Origin of the sequence: Streptomyces sp. M92, assembly GCF_028473745.1 — a bacterium.
Classification (GTDB): domain Bacteria; phylum Actinomycetota; class Actinomycetes; order Streptomycetales; family Streptomycetaceae; genus Streptomyces.
Genome location: NZ_CP101137.1, coordinates 7,597,740 through 7,624,641, shown reverse-complemented (window position 1 = coordinate 7,624,641; position 26,902 = coordinate 7,597,740). Strand labels below are relative to the sequence as shown.

25 protein-coding genes and 3 pseudogenes are annotated in these 26,902 nt (G+C 71.0%); 12 read left to right on the top strand and 16 right to left on the bottom strand.

Annotated elements, in window-relative coordinates:
- Positions 1–42 precede the first annotated feature (42 nt).
- Positions 43–699 (top strand): HAD family hydrolase, encoded by a 657-nt coding sequence (locus M6G08_RS35170; protein ID WP_272591171.1) that lies wholly within the window; start codon positions 43–45, stop codon positions 697–699.
- On the opposite strand, the gene M6G08_RS35165 is transcribed toward M6G08_RS35170, so the two are convergent.
- A complete protein-coding gene (locus M6G08_RS35165; RefSeq protein WP_272591170.1) occupies positions 654–926 on the bottom strand; it encodes a hypothetical protein in 273 nt (90 codons plus the stop codon). The genes M6G08_RS35170 and M6G08_RS35165 overlap by 46 nt on opposite strands.
- Before the next feature lie 220 nt (positions 927–1,146).
- On the opposite strand from M6G08_RS35165, the gene M6G08_RS35160 reads away from it, so the two are divergent.
- Complete coding sequence (locus tag M6G08_RS35160; RefSeq protein ID WP_272591169.1) at positions 1,147–2,784, top strand: recombinase family protein; 1,638 nt, start codon at positions 1,147–1,149, stop codon at positions 2,782–2,784.
- 271 nt (positions 2,785–3,055) lie between these two features.
- Here M6G08_RS35160 and M6G08_RS35155 read toward each other — a convergent pair.
- Positions 3,056–3,237, bottom strand: a pseudogene (locus M6G08_RS35155) (hypothetical protein); the annotation flags it as partial.
- A 188-nt stretch (positions 3,238–3,425) separates the two neighbouring features.
- Positions 3,426–4,481 carry a hypothetical protein gene (locus M6G08_RS35150; protein ID WP_336299024.1) on the bottom strand — a complete coding sequence of 352 codons (1,056 nt, stop codon included), beginning with the start codon at positions 4,479–4,481 and terminating at the stop codon, positions 3,426–3,428.
- A 133-nt stretch (positions 4,482–4,614) separates the two neighbouring features.
- On the opposite strand from M6G08_RS35150, the pseudogene M6G08_RS35145 reads away from it, so the two are divergent.
- The 3 genes and pseudogenes from M6G08_RS35145 to M6G08_RS35135 form a co-directional block, all read left to right on the top strand.
- Positions 4,615–4,967: pseudogene (locus M6G08_RS35145) on the top strand (transposase); the annotation flags it as partial.
- 117 nt (positions 4,968–5,084) lie between these two features.
- Entirely contained in the window at positions 5,085–5,228 is a 144-nt protein-coding gene (locus tag M6G08_RS35140) for a helix-turn-helix domain-containing protein (protein WP_272591167.1), read from the top strand.
- 158 nt (positions 5,229–5,386) lie between these two features.
- Positions 5,387–5,770: a cold-shock protein gene (locus tag M6G08_RS35135; protein WP_073729623.1), complete on the top strand. Its 384-nt coding sequence runs from the start codon at positions 5,387–5,389 to the stop codon at positions 5,768–5,770.
- Positions 5,771–5,782: 12 nt separating this feature from the next.
- On the opposite strand, the gene M6G08_RS35130 is transcribed toward M6G08_RS35135, so the two are convergent.
- From M6G08_RS35130 to M6G08_RS35115, 4 genes are all read right to left on the bottom strand, one after another.
- The gene (locus tag M6G08_RS35130) at positions 5,783–6,655 is read right to left on the bottom strand and encodes a 1,4-dihydroxy-6-naphtoate synthase (RefSeq protein WP_272591166.1); all 873 of its coding nucleotides are present in this window, start codon (positions 6,653–6,655) and stop codon (positions 5,783–5,785) included.
- Complete coding sequence (locus tag M6G08_RS35125; protein WP_272591165.1) at positions 6,645–7,394, bottom strand: futalosine hydrolase; 750 nt, start codon at positions 7,392–7,394, stop codon at positions 6,645–6,647. Before M6G08_RS35125 ends, M6G08_RS35130 begins: the two co-directional genes overlap by 11 nt.
- A complete protein-coding gene (locus M6G08_RS35120) occupies positions 7,364–7,852 on the bottom strand; it encodes a DUF2771 domain-containing protein (protein ID WP_272591164.1) in 489 nt (162 codons plus the stop codon). Before M6G08_RS35120 ends, M6G08_RS35125 begins: the two co-directional genes overlap by 31 nt.
- Positions 7,853–8,044: 192 nt before the next feature.
- Complete coding sequence (locus M6G08_RS35115) at positions 8,045–9,436, bottom strand: MFS transporter (RefSeq protein ID WP_272591163.1); 1,392 nt, start codon at positions 9,434–9,436, stop codon at positions 8,045–8,047.
- Positions 9,437–9,791: 355 nt separating this feature from the next.
- Here M6G08_RS35115 and M6G08_RS35110 point away from each other — a divergent pair, with 355 nt between their 5' ends.
- Together M6G08_RS35110 and M6G08_RS35105 are read left to right on the top strand one after the other, a co-directional pair.
- A complete protein-coding gene (locus tag M6G08_RS35110) occupies positions 9,792–10,715 on the top strand; it encodes a DUF3027 domain-containing protein (protein ID WP_272591162.1) in 924 nt (307 codons plus the stop codon).
- 92 nt (positions 10,716–10,807) lie between these two features.
- Positions 10,808–13,930 (top strand): sacsin N-terminal ATP-binding-like domain-containing protein, encoded by a 3,123-nt coding sequence (locus M6G08_RS35105; protein ID WP_272591161.1) that lies wholly within the window; start codon positions 10,808–10,810, stop codon positions 13,928–13,930.
- Between the two features lie 136 nt (positions 13,931–14,066).
- Here the strand turns inward: M6G08_RS35105 and M6G08_RS35100 are convergent, their stop codons facing one another.
- From M6G08_RS35100 to M6G08_RS35090, 3 genes are all read right to left on the bottom strand, one after another.
- Positions 14,067–16,460: an HAD-IC family P-type ATPase gene (locus M6G08_RS35100; protein ID WP_272591160.1), complete on the bottom strand. Its 2,394-nt coding sequence runs from the start codon at positions 16,458–16,460 to the stop codon at positions 14,067–14,069.
- Between the two features lie 99 nt (positions 16,461–16,559).
- Positions 16,560–17,117: a GNAT family N-acetyltransferase gene (locus M6G08_RS35095; protein ID WP_272591159.1), complete on the bottom strand. Its 558-nt coding sequence runs from the start codon at positions 17,115–17,117 to the stop codon at positions 16,560–16,562.
- Between the two features lie 5 nt (positions 17,118–17,122).
- Complete coding sequence (locus M6G08_RS35090; RefSeq protein ID WP_272591158.1) at positions 17,123–17,377, bottom strand: DUF2530 domain-containing protein; 255 nt, start codon at positions 17,375–17,377, stop codon at positions 17,123–17,125.
- Positions 17,378–17,558: 181 nt separating this feature from the next.
- Between M6G08_RS35090 and M6G08_RS35085 the strand changes: the two genes are divergently transcribed.
- Positions 17,559–19,016, top strand: a complete 1,458-nt coding sequence (locus M6G08_RS35085) for an NCS2 family permease (RefSeq protein WP_272591157.1) — start codon at positions 17,559–17,561, stop codon at positions 19,014–19,016.
- 16 nt (positions 19,017–19,032) lie between these two features.
- Here the strand turns inward: M6G08_RS35085 and M6G08_RS35080 are convergent, their stop codons facing one another.
- Entirely contained in the window at positions 19,033–19,221 is a 189-nt protein-coding gene (locus M6G08_RS35080) for a ribbon-helix-helix protein, CopG family (protein WP_073729816.1), read from the bottom strand.
- Positions 19,222–19,371: 150 nt separating this feature from the next.
- Here M6G08_RS35080 and M6G08_RS35075 point away from each other — a divergent pair, with 150 nt between their 5' ends.
- Both M6G08_RS35075 and M6G08_RS35070 read left to right on the top strand, forming a co-directional pair.
- Complete coding sequence (locus tag M6G08_RS35075) at positions 19,372–19,809, top strand: MarR family winged helix-turn-helix transcriptional regulator (protein ID WP_073729613.1); 438 nt, start codon at positions 19,372–19,374, stop codon at positions 19,807–19,809.
- Between the two features lie 26 nt (positions 19,810–19,835).
- A complete protein-coding gene (locus M6G08_RS35070; RefSeq protein ID WP_272591156.1) occupies positions 19,836–21,197 on the top strand; it encodes an MFS transporter in 1,362 nt (453 codons plus the stop codon).
- Positions 21,198–21,209: 12 nt separating this feature from the next.
- On the opposite strand, the pseudogene M6G08_RS35065 reads toward M6G08_RS35070, so the two are convergent.
- Positions 21,210–21,748 (bottom strand): annotated as a pseudogene (locus M6G08_RS35065) (Uma2 family endonuclease).
- Between the two features lie 86 nt (positions 21,749–21,834).
- Here M6G08_RS35065 and thpR point away from each other — a divergent pair.
- Entirely contained in the window at positions 21,835–22,407 is a 573-nt protein-coding gene (gene thpR / locus M6G08_RS35060; RefSeq protein ID WP_272591155.1) for an RNA 2',3'-cyclic phosphodiesterase, read from the top strand.
- A 151-nt stretch (positions 22,408–22,558) separates the two neighbouring features.
- Here the strand turns inward: thpR and M6G08_RS35055 are convergent, their stop codons facing one another.
- From M6G08_RS35055 to M6G08_RS35045, 3 genes are all read right to left on the bottom strand, one after another.
- Complete coding sequence (locus M6G08_RS35055) at positions 22,559–23,551, bottom strand: aldo/keto reductase (protein ID WP_272591154.1); 993 nt, start codon at positions 23,549–23,551, stop codon at positions 22,559–22,561.
- Between the two features lie 52 nt (positions 23,552–23,603).
- Positions 23,604–24,191 (bottom strand): Uma2 family endonuclease, encoded by a 588-nt coding sequence (locus M6G08_RS35050; RefSeq protein WP_272591153.1) that lies wholly within the window; start codon positions 24,189–24,191, stop codon positions 23,604–23,606.
- 110 nt (positions 24,192–24,301) lie between these two features.
- Positions 24,302–24,982 carry an SGNH/GDSL hydrolase family protein gene (locus M6G08_RS35045; RefSeq protein WP_272591152.1) on the bottom strand — a complete coding sequence of 227 codons (681 nt, stop codon included), beginning with the start codon at positions 24,980–24,982 and terminating at the stop codon, positions 24,302–24,304.
- A gap of 100 nt (positions 24,983–25,082) precedes the next feature.
- Here M6G08_RS35045 and M6G08_RS35040 point away from each other — a divergent pair, with 100 nt between their 5' ends.
- Positions 25,083–26,066 carry a WD40 repeat domain-containing protein gene (locus M6G08_RS35040; RefSeq protein ID WP_272591151.1) on the top strand — a complete coding sequence of 328 codons (984 nt, stop codon included), beginning with the start codon at positions 25,083–25,085 and terminating at the stop codon, positions 26,064–26,066.
- Here the strand turns inward: M6G08_RS35040 and M6G08_RS35035 are convergent.
- Complete coding sequence (locus M6G08_RS35035) at positions 26,040–26,843, bottom strand: TetR/AcrR family transcriptional regulator (RefSeq protein ID WP_272591150.1); 804 nt, start codon at positions 26,841–26,843, stop codon at positions 26,040–26,042. The two genes, M6G08_RS35040 and M6G08_RS35035, sit on opposite strands and share 27 nt — an antisense overlap.
- Positions 26,844–26,902: the final 59 nt, after the last annotated feature.

Here is a 26,902-nt window from a genome sequence, read left to right as displayed (position 1 = left end):
CCCCGGACCCCGTCCCACCACCCTCCCGGCACAATGGAGCCCATGGTCTCCACCACCCGCCCCGCGCCCACCGTCGGTTTCGATCTCGATATGACGCTGATCGACTCGCGACCCGGCATCCGCGCCTGCTACCTGGCGCTGACCGAACGGACCGGGACGTACGTCGACGCCGATCTGGCCGTCACGCGGCTCGGGCCGCCGCTGGTTGAGGAACTGGCGCACTGGTTCCCGGCCGAGGAGATCGACGCCGTCGCCGACCTGTACCGGGAGATGTACCCGACGTACGCCGTCGCCGCCACGCCCGCGCTGCCCGGCGCCCGCGAGGCCATAGCCGCCGTGCGCGAGGCCGGCGGGCGGGCACTCGTCGTCACCGCCAAGTACGAGCCGAACGCCAAGCTGCACCTGGCCCACCTCGGTATCGAGCCGGACGCCGTGATCGGTGACCTGTGGGCCGAGCAGAAGGCCGTCGCCCTGCGCGAGCACGCCGCGGACGTGTACGTCGGCGACCACCTCGGCGACGTCCGCGGCGCCCGCGCCGCCGGTGCCCGCTCCGTGGCGGTGGCCAGCGGCCCGTGCAGTGCCGAGGAGCTGCGGGAGGCCGGTGCCGACGTGGTCCTCGGCGACCTGACCGAGTTCCCGGAGTGGCTCGCGGACTACTGCGGCGCCGGCTCCGGCGGGGCGGACGCCGCACGGGCCTGACGCCGGCCCGCCGCGATCGACCGGAGGACGCCCGCTCCGGCGATGAGGAAGCCGACCCCCATCAGCATGCTCAGCACGAACATGTAGGTGGGGAACGGCGTCGTGCCCAGCAGCAGCGGGGCCACCGTTACCAGAGTGGCCACGGTGCCGATGAAGAAGACGATCGCACCGGCGCGGATCAGCCGGTCACCGGGCGCTGCGGAATTCGTTCGGGTTTTGTCACGCACCCGACCAGGGTAGTTCCCAGCCCTGAGGAACGGCCGGGGGACGTCTTGTCACCGGCGCCGTGACCATTAGCCCGGACACCGGCGGGTCGGACGACCCGCCCAAGTGCTGTCAAGAGCCGTTTCCGAGCAGTTTTCTGACGAGTACGAGGACCAGGGCAGACGTGCCTACCGCAAGGCATAGTCGGTTATCTAGACACACAGAGAGCACTACGCTCTCGCCATGCAACCGAACCTGCGCTACCTCGCCTGCCTCCGTCTGTCTGCCGACTCGGACGGCTCGACGTCCATGGAGTGGCAGCGTGGCGTGATCCGGCACCACGTCTCCGCTCCCCACCTGTCCGGCATCCTCGTAGGGGAAGCAGAGGACACAGACGTCTCAGGCTCCCTAAGCCCCTTCAAGCGACCCAAGCTCGGGCGCTGGCTTACGTCCCGAGTCGATGAGTTCGACGTGCTCGTTGCAGCCAAGATGGACAGGCTTACCCGCCGCTCAATGCACTTCAATGAACTGTTGGAGTGGGCGCAGGAGCACGGGAAATTCATCGTCTGCGTGGAAGAGGGGTTCGATCTTTCCACTCCCCAGGGAAAGATGATGGCGCGTATGACAGCCGTCTTCGCTGAGGCTGAGTGGGACACGATCCAAGCCCGGATCATCAACGGTGTACAAACACGTCTAGAGAATCGTTCGTGGCTTACCGGTGCTCCGCCAACTGGCTATCGCATCAAGGCAGTTGAGGGAGGCAAGCGTAAGGCTCTGGAGATTGACCAGGGCTACGCCCCTTATGTGGAAGAGATTTTCTCTCGGATTCGTGAGGGGCAGTCAACACACCGTATCGCGCGTGACTTCAACGCCCGTGGGATTCTCACCTGGGGGGACTACTTGCGCAAGTTGAAGGGGGAGGCCACTAAGGGAACACAGTGGCAGTCTACGATCATCAACAAGTTCATCCGTTCCCCTTGGGTGCCCGGGATCTACACCTACAAGGGAGAGGCTGTATTGGATGACGACGGAGAGTTGGTAATCCTCCCTGAGAAACCTCTGGCGTCCATGGACGAGTGGACAGACCTGGTGGACCGGATCAAGCCCCTCCCCAAGGTTCCTAATGTTTCAACGGGGAGCCGCAATGGCGCTAGGAGTCTCCTGTCCGGCATCGCTCACTGTGGGGAGTGTGGAGCGCCGGTTGCTTCGCTGTTGGGCTCTGGACACACGAGAAAAGATGGAACGAAGGTTCCCGGACACAGGTATTACCGATGCTCCAACAGGTTCAAGGGAGGTGCTTGCGCTAAGGGTCTCTACATCCGTGCAGACGCACTAGATGCATGGGTTGACCAGGAGATCCGAGGATGCATTGGTAAATGGGACATGTACGAACGGGCTGGTGTTGGACCGTCTCAAGCAAAGGAACTCCAGTCGGCAAAGGCGCGGCTGGAAAAGCTAGAGGCTGACTTCCTGGCGGGCGAATACGATGGAGAAGGGCAAGGGGAGTCCTACAAGCGCATGCATAAGAGTCTTTCCGGGAAGGTGGCTCTCCTGGTCAAACAGGAAAAGGAAAGGACGAATCCGACTCTAAAAGCCACTGGAAAGAAGTATGGGGAAGTCTGGGATTCTAAGGACCAGGAAGATCGTAGAGAGTTCCTGCGCACCTATCAGGTCAAAGTCTGGGTATGGAATGACGGAGTCGAATCAACTGGAGGTCCCGGATATGTCTTGGATCTGGGTGACATCGAAACAATGGCTGAGGAAATGTTCGTCGGCCGCGTTGGTGAATACAGAATGCGGTCGGTGTTCACCCATAACGTAGCGGCGGAGCAGAAAGACAGGGTGCTGACTGAATCCTTTCGGCTTCGGTCCAAGGGTTGACCTGATCGCTGGTCGATCTGGCTCTCTGATCTCCAGGGGGCCAGCTCCCCAGTCTTCTGTTCGCAACGGCAATCCTGACAGTTACCTGCCCTGCCACCTTTGCGGCGAGGATCTTTCCTGAACATCGAGACAGGCGGTGTCCGCTTACACCGTGGACATACTCGAGTCTCTGTCGCTGACTTTTTCCAGACATGCAAAAGGACCGGCTAAGGGCTGTCCCGCGCAGATCTTGGCTCTGGGTGCGGAGCGGTTCAAAGAGCTGGTGGGGCGCTCAGCCGGTGGTTCGTGAGGTGCTCAGGGACCGGCGAAGTCGGCGAGCGTGTGAAAGTCGTTCTCTCGTAGGCCGATCCGTAGGTTGACGCGGTGCAGGAGTTCGGTCCCTTCGTGGTGGGTGGTCACGTACGTCCGGTCCAGCTCGCTCTGCTCGTCGTCCACCCAGGCGAAAGGACGGCCGCATAGCTTCACCGACCGGCGAGCTCACCGGCACGCACTCAACCTGGGGCGATGCGTCGTGGTCGTGTCAGGGACGGCCTGTTTACTTCGCAGATGTCGGGCCGCAGGTAGGGCATCCTGCGCCTCGCGGCCACCCGGTGTCACTGCATGCCCGCACCGTGACGCCCTGGCTGCACACTGCGGACGGGCTACGTCATCAACTCGATGTGCGGATGCTCGGGATGCGCGGGGCAGACGAACAGGTGCTGCCGGTAGCCGCTGCCTATCTGGACCCCGGTCGCGTTGTAGCCGCGGTGGCCGGGGTACGGCCCAGCACCCGGGTGGGGGTGTGGAGACCAGCTGTTCCCACCATCGTCCCCCTCCTCGAACGTGGCGATGGTCATCAGGACCTCCATGCCGGTGCCGCACTCGGAGCAGTGCCGTGGACTGGGGTCGGCGGCGTCCCAAGCGGGCCAGCCGCCGACCTTCCAGCCGGGTGCGTTGGACAGCACACAGTCGTAGTACGTCTCCGTGTTCATGTCCTCTTGCGCTGCCTGCGGCACACCCCACTGCCTGAGCTGCTCCCGCAGTTCTTCGCTCAGCTCCAGATGGTCGGGGTACTCGGTGATCTGCTCTGGTTCGAGCACGCACGGTTCCGGCAGATAGCCGTCGAACTGCACTGCGGGCGGCTCGGGGGGCGTGTCGAGGATGTCGGTGACGGCGGCTGCCGAGCGCCAGAAGAGCAGGGTCCTGGGCATGATCGGATGATCGAAGGGGCACCACAGAACCTGCAGCAGGTCCTTGCCCTCCGGCGGGCTCAGATCGGGCACATCCCGTGCGTACAACTGCGCGACGGGCAGCATCGCTATGGGGCCGTCGTACGACTGGACCGCGAGCCTCACCGGATACGTCCGAGGGGGGCGGATCCGTTCGAGAGTCTCGCGTTCCTCCGGAGTCAGGTCCCGGCCGTGCGAGGCGGCGAAGATTTGTCGTTCCAGCCGCAGATCTGCCGGGGACTGAGCTGGGTTGATGCCATCCACCACATGCGGTTCCTCGCACTGCGGCCACGGCTCCTCGGCGGGCCACAGCAGCGGCCCGCCGATCGAGCTGTCATGCCACGTCGGCGCTCCAGGGCGGGGGTGCAGGCGGGTCGCCGTACGGGCCAACGGAGCCAGTTGTGGAAAGACCGCGGCAACGTCGATCGGACGTGGCGGAGTGACAGGAGTGACATTCATGGCCGCAATCTTGCCAATCGCCTCTGACACGGCCCTCGTGGCCGCCCCACGAAGAGCTCCGGCACGGGCGCCATCCGGGAGACCCGCTACCGCTGGTCCGTTGCCGGCGGATGCGGCCCGCGAGCAGGTCCACGATCGCCGCCATGTACCACCTGGACAGGGAAACCACCGCGGGCCCCTGCTTGCGCTTCGGCCCCGCAAGCGGTTCGCCAAGGACACCGTGCTCATCGTGGACGGCACCCTGGTCCCCACGGCAAGACACTCACGATCGCCGACGGCGGCTACCCAGGAACCGGACTCGTTGTCCCGCACCGTCGCAGACGCGGCCAGGCGAAACTTCCGGACTGGAAGGAGGAACACAACAAGGCCCACAAGCAGGTCCGCGCCCGCGTCGAGCACGTTTTCGCCCACATGAAGACTTGGAAGATCCTCCGCGACTGCCGACTCAAAGGAGACGGCGTTCACCACGCCATGCTCGGCATCGCCCGGATGCACAATCTCTCCCTCGTCGAATAGCTCGCACGTGGCACGGTGGGCCGCTACACCCCTCCGCGATTCCAAGATCTGTAACGGGACACCCCTTAGGCGTACCCACCCGGTCCCGGGGAGGGAGACACCCTCTGTGTCTGGAAGTTGGACAGGCTTGGAAGGCCCACTGCCACTACGGATGACCTTCTGGCAGTGGCCAAGGCGAGGAAGGCCAAGGGAGAGAGTGTCAGTGCCATAGCCAAGGCTCTCGGAATCTCCCGCGCGACTCTCTACCGGCACATCGGGTAACCCCTCACACTTCCCCACCACTTTGAGCCTCTGCCGACACAGGCAGGGGCTCAGTGTCGTTTTAAGGCGTGTTCCGGTGGAGAGACCCCCGGTAGGCTGTCTCAACGGCAGATCAAGGGCGTCCGGCCAGTCCGGGAGCGATCGAGGGAGCGTGTGCTTTGCCGACTGGCAAGGTCAAGTGGTTCAACAGCGAGAAGGGCTTCGGCTTCCTCTCCCGCGACGACGGCGGTGACGTCTTCGTGCATTCCTCGGTCCTCCCCGCCGGAGTCGAGGCACTGAAGCCGGGTCAGCGAGTCGAGTTCGGCGTGGTCGCCGGGCAGCGCGGCGACCAGGCACTCTCCCTCACCCTGCTGGACCCGGCGCCGTCGGTCGCGGCCGCCCAGCGCAAGAAGCCCGACGAGCTGGCCTCGATCGTCCAGGACCTGACGACGCTCCTGGAGAACATCACCCCGATGCTGGAGCGCGGCCGCTACCCCGACAAGACCGCCGGCAAGAAGATCGCCGGGCTGCTGCGCGCGGTCGCCGACCAGCTGGACGTCTGACCCGCCGCGCCGCTACGGGAAGGCCAGCGCGTCCGGGCCGAGGGCCGGTACCAGTCCCTCGGCCGCCGCGCGGGTCAGCAGGCCCCGGACGGCCGCGTAGCCGTCCTCGCCGAGGTCGGCGGTGAACTCGTTGACGTACAGCCCGATGTGCTGGTCGGCGACGGCCGGGTCCATCTCCTGCGCGTGCTCCATCACGTACGGCCGGGACGCCTCCGGGTCGTCCCAGGCCGCGCGTACCGACGCGCGCACGGAGTCGGCCAGCCGGGTCAGCGCCGCCTCGCCCAGCGACCGCTTGGCGATGATCGCGCCGAGCGGGATCGGCAGCCCGGTGGTGTGCTCCCAGTGCTCGCCCATGTCGGCGAGCTTGTGGAGCCCGTAGTTCCGGTAGGTGAAGCGGGCCTCGTGGATCACGAGTCCCGCGTCGACCTTCCCGTCCCGCACGGCCGGCATGATCTCGTGGAACGGCATGACCACGATCTCGCCGACCCCGCCGGGCACCGTGTCGGCCGCCCACAGGCGGAAGAGCAAGTAGGCGGTGGAGGTCTCGCTCGGCACGGCGACCGTGCGGCCCCTCAGATCCGCGTCCGCGTCCCGCGTCAGCACCAGCGGCCCGCAGCCCCGGCCCAGCGCGCCGCCGCAGGGCAGCAGGGCGTACTCGCCGAGGACGTACGGCAGTACGGCGTACGACACCTTCAGCACGTCACACTCGCCGCGCTCGGCCATGCCGTTGGTGATGTCGATGTCCGCGAAGGTCACGTCGAGGGCGGGGGCGCCCGGGACGCGGCCGTGGGCGAGGGCGTCGAAGACGAAGGTGTCGTTCGGGCAGGGGGAGTAGGCGATCCGCAGGGTCTCGGTCGGCTCGGTGGGCACGGTCTCAGTCGTCATGTGGGGTCCAACTCGAAAGGACGGGGGCGAGCTTCCCGAAGGCGTCCGTCAGGGCCGCCAGCGCGTCGCCGACGCGCCAGGCGGCGCGGTCGCGCGGGCCGACCGGGTTGGACACCGCGCGCAGCTCCAGCACGGGCACCCCGTGCGCGGCGGCGGCCTCGGCGACGCCGAAGCCCTCCATCGCCTCGGCCAGGGCACGCGGGTGGCGGTCGCGCAGCAGCGCGGCGCGTGCGGCGGTGCCGGTGACGGTGGACCCGGTCAGGACGGTGCCGGGGCGGGCGCCGGTCGCGGCGGCGACGGCGGCGACGAGGCCGGCGGGCGGGAAGTGGGCGACGGTGCCGAAGCCGAGTTCGGTCACCGGCAGGAAGCCGTCGGCGGTCTCGGCGCCCAGGTCGGCGGCGGTGATCTCGTCGGCGACGACGAGGGAGCCGACGGGCGCGTGAGGTGCGAAGCCGCCGCCGATGCCGGCCGAGACGACCAGGGCGTAGGGGGCGCCGTCGAGGGCCGCGGCGGTCAGCGCGGCGGCGGTGGAGGCGGCGGCGAGGGCGGGGCCGACGCCGGCCGCGAGGAGGTCCGGGCCGTGCGGCGGCCGGTGAAGGGTGACGCCGGGGCGGGGCAGCCGCGCGCAGACCCCCGGGAACGCCTGAGCCACCGCGTCCCGTTCGACGGGGACCGCGGTGGCCACGAGGACGCGTACGGAGGACGTGGTCAGTCGTCCTTCTTCAGGCGGAAGGACCACAGACCGGTGGCCTCCTCGCTGTCGTCCTTGCCGTCGCCGGCCTTGATGGTGACGAGCGTGGAGTCGCCCTGGGCGCCGTACTGGGCGTTGAAGAACACGCTGCCCGGCACCGTGCGGTAGGTGTTGTCCGTGTCGTCGGTCAGCTGCTGACCGTTCATCAGGATCGTCCAGCGCTCGTCCGCGATCTCCGGGTCCACGCCGAAGCGCACGGTGTCGTCGGGGTCGACCGTGATGGACTCGACGTCGTCCTTCTCCAGGCACTTCTGGATCTCGGCCGTCTCCAGGGTCTTGCCCTCGCCGCCACAGGTGGCCTCGGAGCTGACCGAGTCACTGCCGACCGTGACCGTGGCCATGGGCGTCGGCTGGTCGCAGGCGGACAGCAGGAGCAGTCCGGCGGATACGGCGCCGGCGGCGGCGACGGCGCGGCGGCGTCGCACAGCGGATTGCAACGTGGTCATGGTGCGAAGGCTATACGGCGCCCCGGGCCCGTCCCCCACCTGGGTACGGCGTGGCGTGGTCACGCCACCCCGGGGCCGTGCCACCCGGTCGGGCCACCCGGTCGGGCCACCCGGTCGGGCCACCCGGTCGGGCCACCCGGTCGGGCCACCCGGTCGGGCCACCCGGTCGGGCCACCCCGGCCGGGCCTCGCGTCACGCCACCCTCGGCCGGGCCGCCCCCTTGTGCCGGGCCGAGCCGATCAGCCCTCGTACGGTCGTCAGCCACCCGGCGGCGACGATCGCCGCCGCCACCGTGAGGCCCAGCGTGCCGTTGAGCGGCAGCACGATGCCGACCGCGCCGCCCAGCACCCACGAGACCTGGAGCAGCGTCTCGGAGCGCGCGAACGCCGAGGTGCGCACCTGCTCCGGTACGTCCCGCTGGATCAGCGCGTCCAGCGACAGCTTGGCCAGCGCCTGCGCGAACCCGGCGACCGCCGCCAGGCACGCCACCAGCACGGTGCTGAAGAACACCGCCGCCGTGATCCCCGCGCCCAGCACCACGGCGACGACGGTCACGATGATGATCTCCGGCGCGCGCGAGCGCAGCCACGCCCCGACCGCCGTGCCCAGCGCGTTGCCCGCGCCCGCCGCGACGCCCACGATGCCCAGGGAGACGGCCGCGCTCTGCCCGGACAGCGGGTGCACCCGCAGCAGGAAGGCCAGGAAGAAGATCAGGAACCCGGACAGGCAGCGGATCGCGGCGTTGGCGGCCAGCGCGTGCGTCACCGCCGGGCCCACCGTGCGCAGCCCGGGACGCTTGACGGGCTTGCGGTGCGGGCCGTGCAGGTGCCGTTCGTCGGCGGCGAGCAGCGCCCGGTCCTCGCCCCGCGCCGAGTCCACCTTCGGCGGCAGCGTGAACGACAGCACCGTGCCCGCCACGAAGATCACGAAGGCGCCGTACAGCGGCCAGCGCGGCCCGATCGCCTGGAGCCCCGCCGCGATGGGCGCGGCCACGCCGGTGGCGAGCAGCCCGCACAGGGTCACTCGCGAGTTCGCCTTCACCAGGGAGAACCGCGGCGGCAGCAGCCGCGGCACCACCGCGCTTCTGACCACTCCGTACGCCTTCGAGGCGACCAGCACGCCGAGTGCCGCCGGATACATCTCGATGCTGCCGCTGATCACCGCCCCGGACAGCACCAGCGCGAGCAGCGCCCGCGCGCCCATCGCGGCCGCCATCGCCGCGCGCCGGCCGTGCGGCAGGCGGTCCAGGAGCGGCCCGATCACCGGGGCGAGGAGCGTGAACGGGGCCATGGTGATGGCCAGGTAGAGCGCGACCCGCCCGCGCGCCTCGTCGGTCGGCACGGAGAAGAAGACGGTGGAGGCGAGGGCGACGGTGATCATCACGTCGCCGGCGCCGTTCACGCCGTGCAGTTCGATCAGCTTGCCGAGACCGGACTCGCCCGCTCCGTGCGCGTGCGTCGCCTTGCGGATGCCGCGCGCCGTCCCGGTCACCGGCAGGCGCAGCGCCCGCCCGACAGCACGGAACCGGGAGCCGGGACCGCGTCCCCGGCTCCCGCCCTTGAACTCCGTCCGTGCGGCTGCCACCCCGTCATAGTGCCCCGAGAACCGGGGCTGTAGCGTCCGTACGGCACGTATGGCGGCCGTCGAGTCGGGTGACACCGGCGTCGCGGGCGGGCCGCGAGCACCGGGGAACGGGCGGCCGTACCCCGCCGAAGCTGCCGTCGGTGTAGGCCCAGCGCACATGAGCAGGTAGCGTGCGTAGCGCGCCGTGGCGAACGTTCTCGGCCGCGCGCCGTACGGCCATCCCGCAGAATGGATGACGTAGGTGCGCCCGAGCGCGATCGGGCGCGGACGTCGACGCGGTCCACAGGTCCGCTCCGTCCGCCCCTCGCAGGTAGTGGCGCACTCGTGAGACGGCGTATGGAGAGAAGCGATACCTGTGAGCGCAGCGACAACGCGAAGCCGCACCCCTGACCGCCTGTGCGCCGAGGCCGTCGACCTCGCCCGGGCCGCGGCCGAGGAGGCCGCCGCCCCCGGCGTCGTCGGCGAGCACGAGGGGATGGTGTCGGAGGGCGACCGGGTCGTCACCCACTACTTCGCCTGCAAGGAGCTCGGCTACCGGGGCTGGCGCTGGGCCGTCACCGTCGCCCGCGCCTCCCGCGCCAAGATCGTCACGGTGGACGAGGCGGTGCTGCTGCCCGGCCCGGACGCCCTCCTCGCCCCCGAGTGGGTGCCGTGGAGCGAGCGGCTGCGCCCCGGCGACATGGGCCCCGGCGACCTGCTGCCCACCGACGCGGACGACCTGCGTCTGGAGCCCGGCTGGACCGGCGAGGACGAGCCGCCGCCGAACTCCGCCGTCTCCCACGAGATGGCCGACCTGGTGGAGGCGGAGGACGCGGAGCTGACCGCCGGACCGCCCGCCGAGCTGTCGGCCGTCCCGGCCCGCGGCACGATCTCCGCGGTCGCCGAGGAACTGGGCCTGCGCCGCTCCCGGGTGCTGTCCCGGTACGGCCTGCACGTCGCCGCCGACCGCTGGGAGGAGGGCTACGGCCCCAAGACCGCGATGGCCCAGGCGGCCCCCGCCTCCTGCGTCAGCTGCGGCTTCCTCGCCCGGATCGGAGGGTCGCTGGGGCAGGCCTTCGGGGTGTGCGCCAACGAGTTCTCCCCGGCCGACGGGCACGTCGTGTCGCTGGCCTACGGGTGCGGCGGGCACTCGGAGGCGGCGGTGATGCCGAAGGCGCCGCGGGTGGCTCCGCCGGTGATCGACGAGACGCGGGTCGACCCGTTCCCGCTGCGGCCGGCGGCGGACTCCGGGTCGGTGTCCGTGGCCGAGGACGAGGCGGCGGATCTCGGGCACTCGTAGCCGCGGCGCGGGCCGCGTCCGCGGGGTGAGCGGATGAGGTGTGTCGTGGCTCGCGGCGGTACCTTCGTGGTCCGTCGATGAGGAGAGTCACCGTGAGCATGTTCGTGCGGCCTGCCGCCGAGGGCGCCGATCCGTTCGGTACGGCACGTCTGCGGCGCGGGGTGCTGGACGCCTGGGCGACCAGTCCGGCCCGGTTCCGTGAGGACGCCAACGCGGAGGAGGACCTCGTCCTCGGCGGCTACCGCGACCGGCTCGTCGTCGAGCTGGCGCAGAACGCCGCCGACGCCGCCGCCCGCGCCGGCGTGCCCGGACGGCTCCGGCTCACCCTGCGCGACGGCGTCCTGGTCGCCGCCAACACCGGCGCCCCGCTGGACGCGGCCGGCGTCGAGTCGCTGTCCACGCTGCGCGCCTCCGCCAAGCGGGACGCCGGCCAGGGCGCCGTCGGCCGGTTCGGCGTCGGTTTCGCCGCCGTTCTCGCGGTCACCGACGAGCCCGCCGTCGTCGGCCGGCACGGCGGCGTGCGCTGGTCCCTGGCCGAGGCGCGGGGACTGGCCGGTGACACGGCCCTGGACAGCCCCGGCCTGGGCGACGAGATCCGGCGCCGCGACGGACACGTCCCGCTGCTGCGGCTGCCGTTCCCCGCCGAGGGCAGCGCCCCGAGCCCCTACGACACGGCCGTCATCCTCCCGCTGCGCGACACGGCCGCCGCCGATCTCGCCGAACGGCTCCTTAACGCCGTGGACGACGCGCTGCTCCTCGCCCTGCCGGGCCTGGAGGAGGTCGTGGTGGAGACCGGGGACGAGACGCGCACGCTGTCCCGCCGTACCGAGGGCCCGCTGACCGTCGTCGAGGACTCCCGGGAGGGCACCACCCGCTGGCGCACCTCCGTCGCGCACGGCCCGCTCACCCCCGACCTCCTCGCCGACCGGCCGGTCGAGGAACGGCTGCGCCCGCACTGGTCGGTGACCTGGGCCGTGCCCGTGGACGCCGACGGCGGCCCCGCCCGCCCCCGCACCAGCCCCGTCCTGCACGCGCCCACGCCCAGCGACGAACCCCTGGGCGTGCCCGCCCTGCTCATCGCGTCCTACCCGCTGGACTCCACCCGCCGGCACGCCGCGCGCGGCCCGCTGACCGACTTCCTGACCGAGCGGGCGGCGGACGCCTACGCCGGGCTGCTCGCCGACTGGAGCCCCGTCTCCGCCGGCCTCGTCGACCTCGTGCCCGGACCGCTGGGCAAGGGCGAACTGGACGGCGCCCTGCGCCAGGCGATCCTCGAACGACTGCCCCGCACCGCCTTCCTGCCGCCCGCCGCCGCACCGCGCGAGGACGACCCCGACCTGCCCGAGTCCCTGCGCCCCCGCGACGCCGAGGTGGCCGAGGGCGCGGGCGCCGACACCGTACGGGTCCTCGCCGAAGTGCTGCCGACGCTGCTGCCCGCCGGCCTGGAGCGCCGCGTGGAGCTGCGCACCCTGGGCGTGGCCCGGGTGCCGCTGACCGACGCGATCGACCGGCTCGCGGGCCTGGAGAAGGCCCCCGACTGGTGGCGGCGGCTGTACGACAGCCTCGCCGGGGTCGACCCCGACCGGCTGTCCGGGCTGCCCGTGCCCCTCGCGGACGGGCGTACGACCATCGGCCCCCGGCAGGTCCTCCTGCCCTCCCCGGACGCCGCCTCCCTCGACCCGGAGGTCCTCACCCGCCTCGGCCTCAAGGTCGCCCACCCGGACGCCGCCCACCCGCTGCTGGAGAAGCTCGGCGCCCTCCCGGCCACCCCGCGCGCCGTGCTCACCACCCCGCAGGTGAGGGCCGCCGTCGCCGCCTCCCTCGACGACGAGGGCGGCACCAACTGGGAGGAGGACACCCTCGACGCCGACGAACTGGCCGACACCGTCCTCGGCCTGGTCCGCGACGCCGGACTCGAACCCGGCGACGAACCCTGGCTCGGCGCCCTCGCCCTGACCGACGAGGACGGCGAACTCTCCCCGGCCGGCGAACTCGTCTTCCCCGACGGCCCCTTCGCCCGCGTCATGCGCGAGGACGAACTCGCCGCCGTGGACGCGGAACTGGCCGGGAAGTGGGGCCCCGAGCCGCTGGCCGCCTGCGGCGTCCTCGTCACCTTCGCCCTGGTCCGCGCCACCGACGTCGTCCTCGACCCCGACGAACTGGAGCCCCGGGAAAGCGACTTCGCCGAACCGGACGACGCGGGTCTGCTGGACGCGGTGGACGTGTGGAGCGAGGACGTCCTCGACCGCTTCCCCGACAGCCCCGTCCCGCCGGTCGCCACCGAGATCGTCGCCGTGCGCGACCTCGACCTGGTGGACGACGACCGCTGGCCCGAGGCCCTCGCCCTGCTCTCTCGGCCGCCGCTGCGCGACGCCCTGATCCACCCGGTGCGCGTCCTGCTGCACGACGGCACCCACGAGGTCGTACGGCCCTACACCGCGTGGTGGCTGCGCGGGCACCCCGTGCTCGGCGGCCGCCGCCCGGCCGGGCTGCGCGCGGCGGGCGGCGACCCGCTGCTGCGCGGCCTGTACGACGAGGCCGACGCGTCCGGCTTCGAGGACGAGCAGGTGCTGCGGGCGCTGGGCGTACGCACCTCGGTGGCCGCCCTGCTCGACGAGCCCGGCGGCGCGGCCGAGCTGCTGGACCGCCTCGCCGACCCCGAGCGCCCCGTCACGGCCGCACAGCTCCACGCCCTGTACGGCGCGCTGGCCGAGCTGGACCCCGAGCAGGTCACCCTGCCGGACGAGGTGCGGGCCGTGGTGGACGGCGAGGTGCGCGTGGTGGACGCCGCCGACGCGGTGGTGGTCGACTCGCCCGACCTGCTGCCCTTCACGTCCGGCGTCCCGCTGCTGCCGGTGCGCCCGGCCCGGGCGGCCGAGCTGGCGGAACTGTTCCAGGTGCGGCGGCTGAGCGAGTCCGTCACCGGCGCCGTGGACTCGGCGGGTACGGAGCACGACGTACCGGAGCCGGTGCGGGTGCTGCTGGGGGCGCGGACCCCGGCGTCGTACGTGGAGCACGAGGAGCTGGTCGTCGACGGCGTGGAGATCGACTGGCGGGTGACGGACGACGGGGCGTTGCACGCGGCGACGCTGGAGGGCGTCGCGGCGGGGCTCGCCTGGGCGGCGGGACAGTGGCCCCGGCGGTTCGAGGTGGCGGCGCTGCTGGAGGACGAGTCGCGCACGGAGGAGCTGGCGAGGGACCGCTGGTTCGACTGACGGGCGGTGCCATGTGGTCGGGCGGGGCGTGACGCGCCCCTTCAGGGGCGCGGGGCTGTGCTCGACATGCGGCTCCGCCGCGTGGGCGCGACCAGCCACGATGGCGCCGCCGCGAACCACGCACCGATCAACCCCCTCACGCAGGGACCCGCCGGTCCACCCATCTCCAGGCCAGCTCCAGCAAACCCGCCGCCCCCACCGCGATGCCGACGGCGCTCCACGGCATCGTCACCCCCACCAGCTTCAGCGCGAAGAAGTCCTGCAACCACGGCACCACCAGCACGATCACAAAGCCCAGCCCCATCGCCGCCACCAGCAGCACCCGCCACCACGTGTACGGCCGGGCGATGATCGCCAGCACCCACATCGACACCAGGAACAGCGTCAGCGTCGCCGCGCTGGTCTCCGCGTCCAGCGCGCCCGGCCCGGAGTAGTGCTGCCGGGCGACGAGGTACGTCGCGAAGGTCGCCGTCGCGGCCACCACGCCGCCCGGGATCGCGTACCGCATCACGCGCCGTACGAAGTGCGGTCTGGCCCGTTCCTTGTTCGGGGCGAGGGCCAGGAAGAAGGCCGGTACGCCGATGGTGAGCGTGGAGAGCAGGGTCAGGTGCCGGGGCAGGAACGGGTACTCGACCTGCGAGCAGACCACGAGGATCGCCAGTAGCACCGAGTACACGGTCTTCACCAGGAACAGGGTCGCCACCCGCGTGATGTTGCCGATGACGCGGCGCCCCTCGGCCACCACCGACGGCAGCGTGGCGAAGCTGTTGTTCAGCAGCACGATCTGCGCGACCGCCCGCGTGGCCTCGGAACCGGAGCCCATCGCCACGCCGATGTCGGCGTCCTTGAGCGCGAGGACGTCGTTGACGCCGTCGCCGGTCATCGCGACCGTGTGCCCGCGTGACTGGAGGGCGCCCACCATGTCCCGCTTCTGCTGCGGGGTGACCCGGCCGAACACCGTGCCCTCGTCCAGGGCGTCTGCCATCTCCTCCCGGCCGGCGGGCAGCCGGCGCGCGTCCACGGTCGCGCCGGACAGCCCGAGCCCCGCGGCCACCGCGCCGACCGACACGGCGTTGTCCCCGGAGATGACCTTGGCGCGGACGTCCTGGTCGGCGAAGTAGCGCAGGGTGTCGGCGGCGTCCGGGCGCAGCCGCTGCTCCAGGACGACCAGGGCCGTGGGCGTCACGTCCTCGGCCACCGCGGGGTCGTCCAGGTCGCGCCGGGCGCGGGCCAGCAGCAGCACCCGCAGCCCCTGTTCGTTGAGCCGCCCGGTCTCCGCGAGGGCGGGGTCGTCCTCGGCCAGCAGGACGTCGGGCGCGCCCAGCAGCCACGTGCCGGTGGCGCCGTCGCCCTCGCTGAGGGCGGCGCCGCTGTACTTGCGGGCGGAGGAGAAGGGCAGCGACTCGGTGCAGCGCCAGTCCTCGGGGGCCGGGTACGCGGCGATCACGGCCTGGAGGGAGGCGTTGGGGCGGGGGTCGGACTCGCCGAGGGCGCCGAGCACCGTACGGACGTACGCCTCGTCGGCGCCGTCGAGCGGGCGCAGCTCGGTGACGTCCATGCCGCCCTCGGTGAGGGTGCCGGTCTTGTCGAGGCAGACCGTGTCGACGCGGGCCAGGCCCTCGATGGCGGGCAGCTCCTGGACGAGGCACTGCTTGCGGCCGAGGCGGATGACGCCGATCGCGAAGGCCACGGAGGTCAGCAGGACCAGGCCCTCCGGGACCATGGGCACGATGCCGCCGACGGTCCGGGCGATCGAGTCGTCCAGCTCGTTGTCCTTGGCGAGGAGCTGGCTGAGGATCAGGCCGAGCGCGGTCGGGACCATCATCCAGGTGACGTACTTGAGGATCGTGGAGATGCCGGAGCGCAGCTCTGACTGGACCAGGGTGAAGCGGGAGGCCTCCTCGGCGAGCTGGGCGGCGTACGCCTCGCGGCCGACCTTGGTCGCCTGGAACGCGCCGCCGCCCGCCACCACGAAGCTGCCGGACATGACCTGGTCGCCGGGCCGCTTGACGACCGGGTCGGCCTCGCCGGTGAGCAGCGACTCGTCGATCTCCAGCCCGTCCGACTCGACGCACACCCCGTCGACGGCGGCCTTGTCCCCGGGGCCGATCTCGATCACGTCGTCCAGCACGATCTCGGAGGTGCCGACGGCGGTGGCCGTCCCGTCCCGGCGCACGGTGGGCCGGGCCTCGCCGATCAGGGCCAGGGAGTCCAGGGTCTTCTTCGCCCGCCACTCCTGGATGATGCCGATGCCGGTGTTGGCGAGGATCACGAAGCCGAACAGGCTGTCCTGGATCGGGGCGACGATCAGCATGATCACCCAGAGCACACCGATGATCGCGTTGAAGCGGGTGAGGACGTTGGCGCGGACGATGTCGGTCAGCGAGCGGCTGCTGCGTACGGGTACGTCGTTGACCTGGCCGCGCGCCACCCGCTCGGCGACCCCGGCCGCCGTCAGGCCGGTCGCCGGGGTCGGGGGGTGAACGGGGTGCGCGGAGTCGAGCCGGTCGTCCGCGTCGAGATGCGTCATGCATCCGACGGTACGTGCGGTTTTGGGGCGTCACCCGCCGAATGCGTGGAAGTTCCGACCTGGGTACGACGGGAGGCGGGGACGGGTGATGCCCTGGTACTACGGGGTGTGGGCCGTGGGGCGGTGCGGGGCGGGGTCCGCGGGGCCGCCGCGCGGGTTCCCGGCGTCGCGCAGGTCCCCCAGATCGCGCCGGAAGGTCAGCCCCGCGCGCCCGTCGAGTCGCGTCCCGCCGGTGCGGACGAAGCCGGTGCGGGCGAGCACGGCCCGCGAGGCGGCGTTGTCGAGGGTGGCCGCGGCGCGCAGCGCGGTCAGTCCGTAGCGCCGGGCGGCGAGGGCGCAGACCTCCCGCACGGCCCTGGTGGCCAGGCCCCGCCCGGCGGCCCGTTCGGCGATCCGGTAGCCGAGGTCGGCGACGCCCCGCTCGACGTCCACGAGGTTGACCCGGCCGAGTATCCCGCCGTCGGTGCCGACCAGCACGTGGAAGTGGCAGACGCCGGCCTCCTGCTCGGCCAGCAGCGCGCGGAGCCGTTCGTCGAAGTGGGCGAACCAGTCGTCGCCCCGGTCGGGTACGGAGGCGGCGAACCAGGCCCGGTTCTCCCGCTCGAAGGCGAGCAGAGCGGGCGCGTGGCCGGCGTGCAGGCGCCGCAGCCCGGGCACGGGCGTCAGCCGGCGTCCCGTGCGGCCCGCTGGAGGGCCGCGTCGCGCTTGCGCACGTACCAGATGCCGATCAGGCCGAGCCCGGCGCCCGCCAGGCAGGTCCACACCCACCAGGTGTGCCCGTGGTCGTCGAACCAGCCGTAGAAGGGCAGCTGCGCCAGGAAGAGGACGAACCACAGAACGGTGCCGCCGACGATGGTCGGAACCACGGGGCCCTCCAGGGGCTCCGGTGCCTCGTGCGTGGGTGTCCACTTCGTCATGCGTACAGCTTACGAGGCGCCCGGCGGCGGTCCGAGGGGGTGCCGCCATCCGGGGTCTACGCGCGGAGATAGCGATCCGGGGCTCATACGTTCATACTGAACCCGTTTGTCTCTGACCGCTTTCATTCGTAGGAAACACCAACAAGGCCGTGGGGGAACCTGTTGGTGATGAGGTCCTCGCATGCCCACCTCGGCCTCCGCCAAGGTCCCCCCGTCCCCCGAGTCGCCGGAAGACCGGCGGCCCCCGCAGAACGGCCTCGACCGCTACTTCAAGATCTCCGAGCGCGGCAGCACCCTGTCCCGTGAGATCCGCGGCGGCTTCGCCACCTTCTTCGCGATGGCCTACATCATCGTGCTGAACCCGATCATCCTGGGCAGCGCGAAGGACATGTACGGCAACCAGCTCGACAACGGTCAGCTGGTCACCGCGACCGCCCTCACGGCGGCCTTCACCACGCTCCTGATGGGCGTCATCGGCAACGTCCCGATCGCGCTCGCCGCCGGTCTCGGCGTGAACTCCGTCGTCGCCCTCCAGCTCGCCCCGCGGATGTCCTGGCCGGACGCCATGGGCATGGTGGTGCTGGCCGGTTTCGTCGTGATGCTGCTGGTCGCCACCGGCCTGCGCGAGCGGGTCATGAACGCCGTGCCGTACGGCCTGCGCAAGGCCATCGCCATCGGTATCGGCCTGTTCATCATGCTGATCGGCCTGGTCGACTCCGGGTTCGTCACCCGGATGCCGGACGCCGCCCAGACCACCGTCCCGCTCCAGTTGGGCACGGGCGGCCACCTGCTCGGCTGGCCGGTGCTGGTCTTCGTCCTCGGTGTGCTGCTCACCCTGGCACTGATCGTCCGCAGGACGCCCGGCGCGATCCTGATCTCGATCGTCGTGATGACCGTCGTCGCGATGGTCATCAACCTGGTCGCCGACGTCCCCTCCTGGGGCCTGACCACCCCCGAGTGGCCCGGCAACCCGGTCGCCACCCCGGACTTCGGCCTGGTCGGCGAGGTGAGCCTGTTCGGTGGGTTCGAGAAGGTCGGCATCCTGACCGGGGTGCTGTTCGTGTTCACCGTCCTGCTGTCGTGCTTCTTCGACGCGATGGGCACGATCATGGCGGTCAGCGACGAGGCGAAGCTGACCGACGGCGAGGGCCAGATGCCGGGCATCAACAAGGTCCTGTTCGTCGACGGCATCGCGGTCGCCACCGGCGGTGCCAGTTCCGCGTCGGCGACGACCTGCTTCGTGGAGTCCACGGCCGGCGTCGGCGAGGGTGCCCGCACCGGCTTCGCGAACATCGTCAGCGGCGGGCTGTTCGCCCTGGCCCTGTTCCTCACGCCGGTCGCCACGATGGTGCCGTCGCAGGCGGCCACCCCGGCGCTGGTCGCGGTCGGCTTCCTGATCCTGGCCGGCTCGATCGGGGAGATCGACTGGACCGACTTCACGATCGCCATCCCGGCCTTCCTGACGATGCTGATGATGCCGTTCACCTACTCGATCACCAACGGCATCGGCATGGGCTTCATCGCCTTCTCGGTGCTGCGCCTGGCCGTCGGGCGGGGCCGCGAGGTCCCGGTCACGATGTACGCGGTGTCGGCGGTCTTCGCCTTCTACTACCTGATGCCGGCCCTGGGCCTGACGTGACCCGTGCGGGGCACGCTCACGTGACCCCGTAGAACCGTTCCGTCTCCTCCACGGCGGACTGGAACCGCTCGTCGAAGTCATCACGGATGAGCGTCCGGACGACATAGTCCTGGACGCTCATTCCTCTTTTCGCCGCATGGTGCCGGAGCCGGTCGAGCAGCTCCCCGTCTATCCGCAGGCTGAGCACGCTGGTCCCCATGGGCACGAGGGTCGCCCCCACCCGCCGGGTGATGCTCCGATTTCCGGAAACGACTCACTCGTACGGGTGAACTGCGGGTTTCAGTGGCGGGCGTCACGGGCACGCGGGCGGTCGTGCGGTGGTATTTCGCCAGACTAATGAGTTACGCTAAGGAACATGCCGGACCTCAAGCATGGCGACGACGCCGCCGCCGTGAACTCCCTGCGCTCCGCCGTGATGCGGTTGTCCCGTCGGCTCAAGCACCAGCGGGTCGACGAGTCGCTCAGTCCGACCGAGATGTCGGTGCTGGGCACCCTGTCCAACTGCGGCAGCGCGACCCCGGGCGAGCTCGCCCGCAAGGAACACGTCCAGCCGCCGTCGATGACCCGCATCGTGGCGCTGCTGGAGGCGAAGGGGCTGGTCCGGCTGGAGCCGCATCCCGAGGACCGGCGCCAGAAGGTCGTGACGCAGACCGAGCAGGCCGTGGTGATGCTCGAGGAGAGCCGCCGCAAGCGGAACGCGTTCCTGGCCACGCTGGTCGAGGGACTCGACGAGGAGGAGTGGGCGGCCCTGCGTGCCGCCGCCCCCGTGCTCGAGAAGCTGGCCCACGTGTAAGCAGCACCGACGAGGAGGCGAACCTTTTGAGTACGGGACCCGGAGCAGCTTCCGCCCCCGCACCCGACGGCCACGACGACCCGACCACCCCCGACACTCCTCGCAAGACGTCGATGTTCGCCTCCTTGAAGGTCAGGAACTACCGCCTGTTCTTCACGGGCCAGGTCGTCTCCAACATCGGCACCTGGATGCAGCGCATCGCCCAGGACTGGCTGGTGCTGAGCCTCACCGGCTCCTCGGCCGCCGTCGGCATCACCACCGCGCTGCAGTTCCTGCCGATGCTGCTCTTCGGCCTCTACGGCGGTGTCCTCGTCGACCGCCTGCCCAAGCGCCCCACGCTGCTGGTCACGCAGTCCTCGATGGCGGTGACCGCGCTCTTCCTCGCCGTGCTCACCCTGACCGGCCACGTGCAGGTCTGGCACGTCTACCTCGCCGCCTTCGCGATGGGCCTGGCCACCGTGGTCGACAACCCGGCCCGCCAGTCCTTCGTCGCCGAGCTGGTCGGCCGCGACCAGCTCCAGAACGCGGTCAGCCTCAACTCGGCGAACTTCCAGTCCGCCCGCCTGGTCGGTCCCGCCGTCGCCGGTCTGATGATCACCGGGGTGGGCACCGGCTGGGCGTTCCTCGCCAACGGCCTGTCCTTCGTCGCGCCGCTCAGTTGCCTGCTGCTGATGCGCGCCCGCGAGCTGCGCGCCGTCGAGCGCACGCCGCGCGGCAAGGGCCAGCTGCGGGAGGGCCTGCGCTACGTCGCCGGACGCCCCGAGCTGATCTGGACGATCGTGCTGGTCGGCTTCATCGGCACCTTCGGCTTCAACTTCCCGGTCTTCCTGTCCGCCTTCGCCGACGACGTCTTCCACGCCGGAGCCGGCGCCTACAGCCTCTTCAACACCCTCATGGCCGTCGGCTCCCTCGTCGGTGCCCTGCTCGCCGCCCGCCGCGGCACGGCCCGCCTGCGCGTCCTGATCGCGGCGGCGCTGGCCTTCGGCGCCCTGGAGACGGTGGCGGCGACGGCACCCGAGCTGTGGCTGTTCGCGCTGCTGATGGTCCCGATCGGCGTCTTCAGCATGACGGTCAACGTCACCGCCAACACCAGCATCCAGATGTCCACCGACCCGGCCATGCGGGGCCGCGTCATGGCCCTCTACATGATGGTCTTCCTCGGCGGCTCCCCGGTCGGCGCCCCGATCGTCGGCTGGGTCACCGACACCTACGGCGCCCGCGCGGGCCTCGCCGCGGGCGGCGCGGTGGCGGCGACGGCCGCGCTCGTCATCGGCCTGGTCCTGGCCCGCGTCGGCAACCTGCGCCTGTCGGTGGGCTGGCACCGGGGGCACCCGCAGGTGCGGTTCGTGCCGCGTGAGCGGCGGGAGGAGCTGGCGCGGGCGGCGTGACCGGTCGTCCGGTCAGTCGCGGGGGAAGTCGTCGGTCTTGAGGGTGAGGCCGACGACGGTGCCGGTCAGGTCGATGTCCTCGCCGAAACCGAAGCTGACGGTGCTGTGATACTCGCCGTCCTTGGGAAGGGTGTGGAGGTGCCACTCGCCGGTGTACGGGTCGACGATCAGGTAGACCGGGACCTCGGCGGTGGCGTAGGTGTGCTTCTCGGGGCCGTAGTCGTTGGCGGCGGTCTCCCTGGAGACGACCTCGGCGACGAACTCGGCGTGGCGGCCGGTGCCCGGGGCCTCGGAGAGGGCAACCACGTCCGAAGCGAACCCGTTGAGCCGCCCCGGGTAATCCATGCGCACGCGGACCACAGGCGTTTGCGCGGGTATGTGGCACGCAGCTGTTCCAGGATGTCCATGGTGATGTCCCACTGGGTGTCCCGCTGCGGCCACAGGAAAATGTGACCGCCGACGATCTCCGTCTTGTAGCCCTCGATGACGGGCAGCTTCTCCAGCCATTCGAACATCTTGTCGAGAGTCAGTGCTTCAGCACTCTCGGTCATGTCTGTCGTGCCTCTTCGAACGGGGTGCAACCACTCGGCACAACGACTGCCACGGCCCCAGGTCATACCGGGCAGACTGTGGCTCCATGAGACTGTTCGCCGCCGTACTGCCCCCCGAGGACGTCACCGCCGCCCTCGCCGCCGAGGTGGCGGCGCTGAAGCGGCTGCCCGGCGCGGAGGAGCTGCGCTGGACCGGCCGCCCGGGGTGGCACTTCACGCTCGCCTTCTACGGCGAGGTGGACGACGACCTCGTACCGGACCTGTCGGCCCGCCTGGAGCGGGCGGCCCACCGCACCGCGCCCTTCCGGCTGGCGCTGCGCGGCGGCGGTCAGTTCGGGCACGGGCGGGCCCTGTGGGCGGGGGCGGAGGGCGACCTGGCGACGCTGCGGCTGCTGGCCGACCGGGCGGAGTCGGCGGGGCGCAGGGCGGGCGTCGAGATGGGCGAGCACCGGCGCTACAAGCCGCACCTGACGGTGGCCCGCAGGAGGGAGGCGTACGACGCGCGGCCGTACGTCGACGCGCTGGACGGCTTCACGAGTCCCGCGTGGACGGTGACCGGCCTCGCCCTGGTGCGCAGCAACCTGCCGAGGTCCGGGGTGCCGGGCGAGCAGCCCCGTTACGAGACGGTCGCCCGCAGCCCGCTCGGCGCGTCCGGTTAGGCTCGGGGACGTGGACCCGAAGACCCGTAACCGGATCATGGCCGGTGTGCTCGTGCTGATGCTCGTGGTGGTGGCGGTGGCGGCGGCCCTCGGCTGACCGGGCCGTGGGCGCCGCCGCCCCGCTCACCACGTCACCGCGCTGCCCGCTTTGCTACCAGGCGAACGCCTCCGGCGAGGGTCCCGGCCCCGGGAAGATCTCGTCCAGCCCGGCCAGCAGCTCCTGGGACAGCTCCAGCTCCACGGCCCGCAGCGCCGACGTGAGCTGCTCGGCCGTGCGAGGGCCGACGATCGGGCCGGTCACGCCGGGCCGGGTCAGCAGCCAGGCCAGCGCGGCCTCGCCGGGTGCGACGCCGTGCTTGTCGAGCAGGTCCTCGTACGCCTGGATCTGGGCCCGCTTGGCCGGGTCGGCCAGGGCGTCGGCCGCCCGTCCGGAGGCGCGGCGCCCGCCCTGGACCTCCTTCTTGATCACGCCGCCGAGCAGCCCGCCGTGCAGCGGCGACCACGGGATGACGCCCAGGCCGTAGTCCTGAGCGGCCGGGATCACCTCCATCTCGGCGCGGCGTTCGGCCAGGTTGTACAGGCACTGCTCGCTGACCAGCCCGATGGTGCCGCCGCGCCGGGCGGCGGTCTCGTTGGCCTGGGCGATCTTGTAGCCCGGGAAGTTCGACGACCCGGCGTACAGCACCTTGCCCTGCTGCACCAGCGTGTCGACGGCCTGCCAGATCTCGTCGAAGCCGGTGGCGCGGTCGATGTGGTGGAACTGGTAGAGGTCGATGCGGTCGGTCCGGAGCCGTTTCAGACTGGCGTCGACCGCCCGCCGGATGTTCACGGCGGACAGCTTGTCGTGGTTCGGCCACGCCTCGCCGTCGGCGCCCATGTTGCCGTAGACCTTGGTGGCGATCACGGTCTTGTCGCGCCGGTCGCCGCCCTTGGCGAACCAGTTGCCGATGATCTCCTCGGTGCGGCCCTTGTTCTCGCCCCAGCCGTACACGTTGGCGGTGTCGAAGAAGTTGACGCCGGCGTCCAGCGCCGCGTCCATGATGGCGTGGCTGTCGGCCTCGTCGGTCTGCGGACCGAAGTTCATCGTCCCGAGGACGAGCCGGCTGACCTTGAGTCCTGTGCGTCCCAGCTGCGTGTACTCCATGGGCCCCAAGCCAACGGCTTGGAGTGCGCTCCAGGCAAGCGGGTTCGGTCGGTCAGTCGCGGGGGAAGGTGTCGGTCCGAAGGGTGAGGCCGAGGACGGTGTCGGTGAGGTCCAGTTCCTGTCCGAAGGCGACGCGGGTCTCGGTGGTGTAGTCGCCGTCCTTGGGGTGCGTGAAGATGTGGCAGCGGCCCTGGTACGGGTCGGCGATGAGGTAGAGGGGGACCTCTGCGGTGGCGTAGGCGAGCTTCTTGGGGCCGTAGTCGTTGGCCGCGGTGCCTTTGGAGATGACCTCGGCCACGAACTCGACGTCCTCGTAGCGCCAGTGGCCCGTGTCGTCCTCCTTCGCGCCGTCGCGCATCTTGGCCACATCCGGGCAGAAGCCGTTCTCGTGGCCCGGAAAGTCGATGCGGACATCCGAGAGCACCTTGGCACGCCTTCCGAAATGGAACCGGATGTCACACGCGATCTCGAAGATGATGTCCCAATGGGTGCCGCGCTGCGGTGTCATGTAGACGGTGCCCCCGACGATCTCGGCCCTGAATCCTTCGGGGACAGGCATCCGTTCAAGCCGCTCGAACCACTCGTCCAAGCGCTCCGTACTGATGTCGGCCATGGCGATCCTGTCGTCTACGACGGTCATCGTGGCGCTCCTCCCCGGCTGCCCCGACGACGGTTGCAGCCGCGCGGTACAACGATACGCACGGCGACCAGGACACGGGAGAAGCCGCATATGCCAGAAGCGCGGGGCGTCTACGTCGAGGCGGTGTACGGCCCGCCCAGCCCCCACTCCTCGTGCAGCGCCTCCGCGTACGCGCCCGCGATCCGGTGTTCGCCGCTCTCGTTGGGATGCGTGCCGTCGTAGGTGTCCGTGTGGAAGTCGTACGCCGTCGGCGGCGGGACCAGCAGCAGCGGGGAGCCGGGGGCGTCGAGGTCGGCGACCGTCTTCGCGAGGAGGTCGTTGAAGTGGGCGACCTGCCCGGCGAAGGTCTCGTCGGCGTCCACCCGGATGTTGTGCAGCACCGGCATCACGGCCACGCGGACACGCGGGTTCGCCGACCGCGCGTTCGCCACGAAGGCGCGGACGTTGGCGGCGGTCTGCTCGGCGTTGGTGTAGAAGCCGAGGTCGATGAGGCCGAGGGAGACCAGGAGCACGTCCGCGCGGCAGGCGCGCACCGTCTCGGCGATGACCGGGGTCATGTGGTGCCAGCCCTCGCCCCAGCCCGCCAGGTGCGCGCGGGGGAAGTCCGGGTCGGCGTAGGCGTACGAGACCGGCTCGTCCGTCGACGGGTCGTGCAGCGTCTCGCGCGGGCCCACGAACGTGAAGGGCCGGCCGTAGGAGTCGCGCAGGTGCTGCCACAGACGGTAGCGCCACGTGTGTTCGCCTGCGCTCCCTATCGTCATGGAGTCACCGACGAACATGAACCTGAGCATCCGCTCATCATGGACGATGCGCCTGACCGGCGCGATGTGAGCCCGACCACGCAGGGTGACCGCCGACGTGAACGCCCGCGCGGGATGGCAGGCTTGGCGCATGCGCCGATCTCTCGCCCTCCTCGCCTCGGCCCTCCTCGTGGGCGCGTTCGCCGTGCCCGCCTCCGCCGCCGACGGGGACGACGGGAGCAACGGCTTCACGATCAGGGACCCGCGCATCACCGAGTCCAGCGGCCTCGCCGCCTCCCGCCTCCACCCCGGGATCTACTGGACGCACAACGACCAGGACAACGGCCCCTACCTCTACGCCGTGGACGGCTCCACCGGCGAGACCGTCGCGCGCGTCGCCCTCTCCGGCGTGGGCACGCCCAGGGACGTCGAGGCGATCTCCATCGGCCCCGGCAACAAGATCTTCGTCGGCGACATCGGCGACAACCTCGGCGGCACCTGGCCGTACGTGTGGATCTACGAGCTGCCCGAGCCGACGGAGCTGAAGGACCAGACGGTCCAGGCGACCCAGTACGTCGTGAAGTACGCGGACGGCGCGCGCGACGCCGAGTCGATGGCCGTCCACCCGAAGACCGGGCGGGTCTACATCATCGACAAGAACGAGAACGGCGGGCACCTGTACGAGGGCCCCGAGAAGCTCTCCGCCTCCGGCACCAACGTCTTCCGGCGCGCCGCCCCGGTCGAGCTCTGGGCCACCGACGCCGCCTTCTCCCCGGACGGCAAGACGCTCGCCGTGCGCGGCTACCTCGGGGGCGTCTGGTACGCCTGGAACGGCGGGAAGATCCAGCGCAAGGGGCGGATCAGCGTGCCGCTGGGGCAGGGCGAGTCCGTCACCTACACCCCCGACGGGGAGAAGCTGCTGCTCGGCATGGAGGGGACGAACAGCCCGGTCAAGGCCGAGGACGCGCCGGGGGGCGGGAGCGGCGGGTCCGGCGGGGGCGGCTCCGACGCCTCGGGCGGGGGCGACGACGGCGCCGGCGGTCCGGGCGGGGACACGCTCAAGGTCGGTGCGGTCGGGCTGCTCGTGGCGTGCGCCGTCCTGTTCGGCCTACGACGGGTGTTCCGCCGCCGCTGACCGGTCCGCGGCTGCCCCGTCCGCCGCGCGCCGCGCGGCCACCAGCACCTCCAGCCCGTCCAGGATGCGCTGCAGCCCGAAGTCGAAGTGGTCGAACCCGGTGCCGAAGGCGTCCTCGGAGAGGGAGGCCAGCACGGGGTAGCGGCCGCTGGTCATGGCCTGCACCAGCACCGGTTCCTGGGCCTGCCAGAACTGCGCGTCGGTGAGCCCCGAGGTGCGTTCCGCCTCCTCCTGGTACACCTGCGTGCGGGCGGCGCCGACGACGTATCCGTCGATCAGGACGATCGCCGAGACCAGCTCGGGATCGGTCAGGCCCATCGGCTTGATTCGGGCGAGCACCTTCTCCATGCCGTCGAGCGCGGCCGGGCCCAGGATCGGCCGGGACTGGTTGACCTCCAGCAGCCAGGTGTGGCGGCGGTAGAGGGCGAGGGTGGCGTGACCGAGCGCCTCCAGAGCCGCGCGCCAGCCGCCGTCGCCCAGGTCGCCGGGGTCCTCGGACGGGCGCTGCACGCGGTCCAGCATCAGGTCGATGAGCTCGGCCTTGCCGGGGACGTAGCGGTACAGGGACATGGTGCCGGTGCCCAGCTCGGTGGCGATGCGGCGCATCGAGACCGCGCCGAGCCCGTCCCGGTCGGCGACCTCCACGGCCGCCTCCACGATCCGCTCCAGCGTCAGCCCCGGCTTGGGCCCACGGCTGGGCCGTCGGCCGGTGTCCCACAACAGTTCCAGGGTGCGGCCGACGTCACCGCTGCCACTGGTCTCCGTACCGCTTGCCATGGGGTCAGTCTAGGTCCGCGCCCAAAAACTGGGTACGGTGTACGCGCAATCGGGTACGG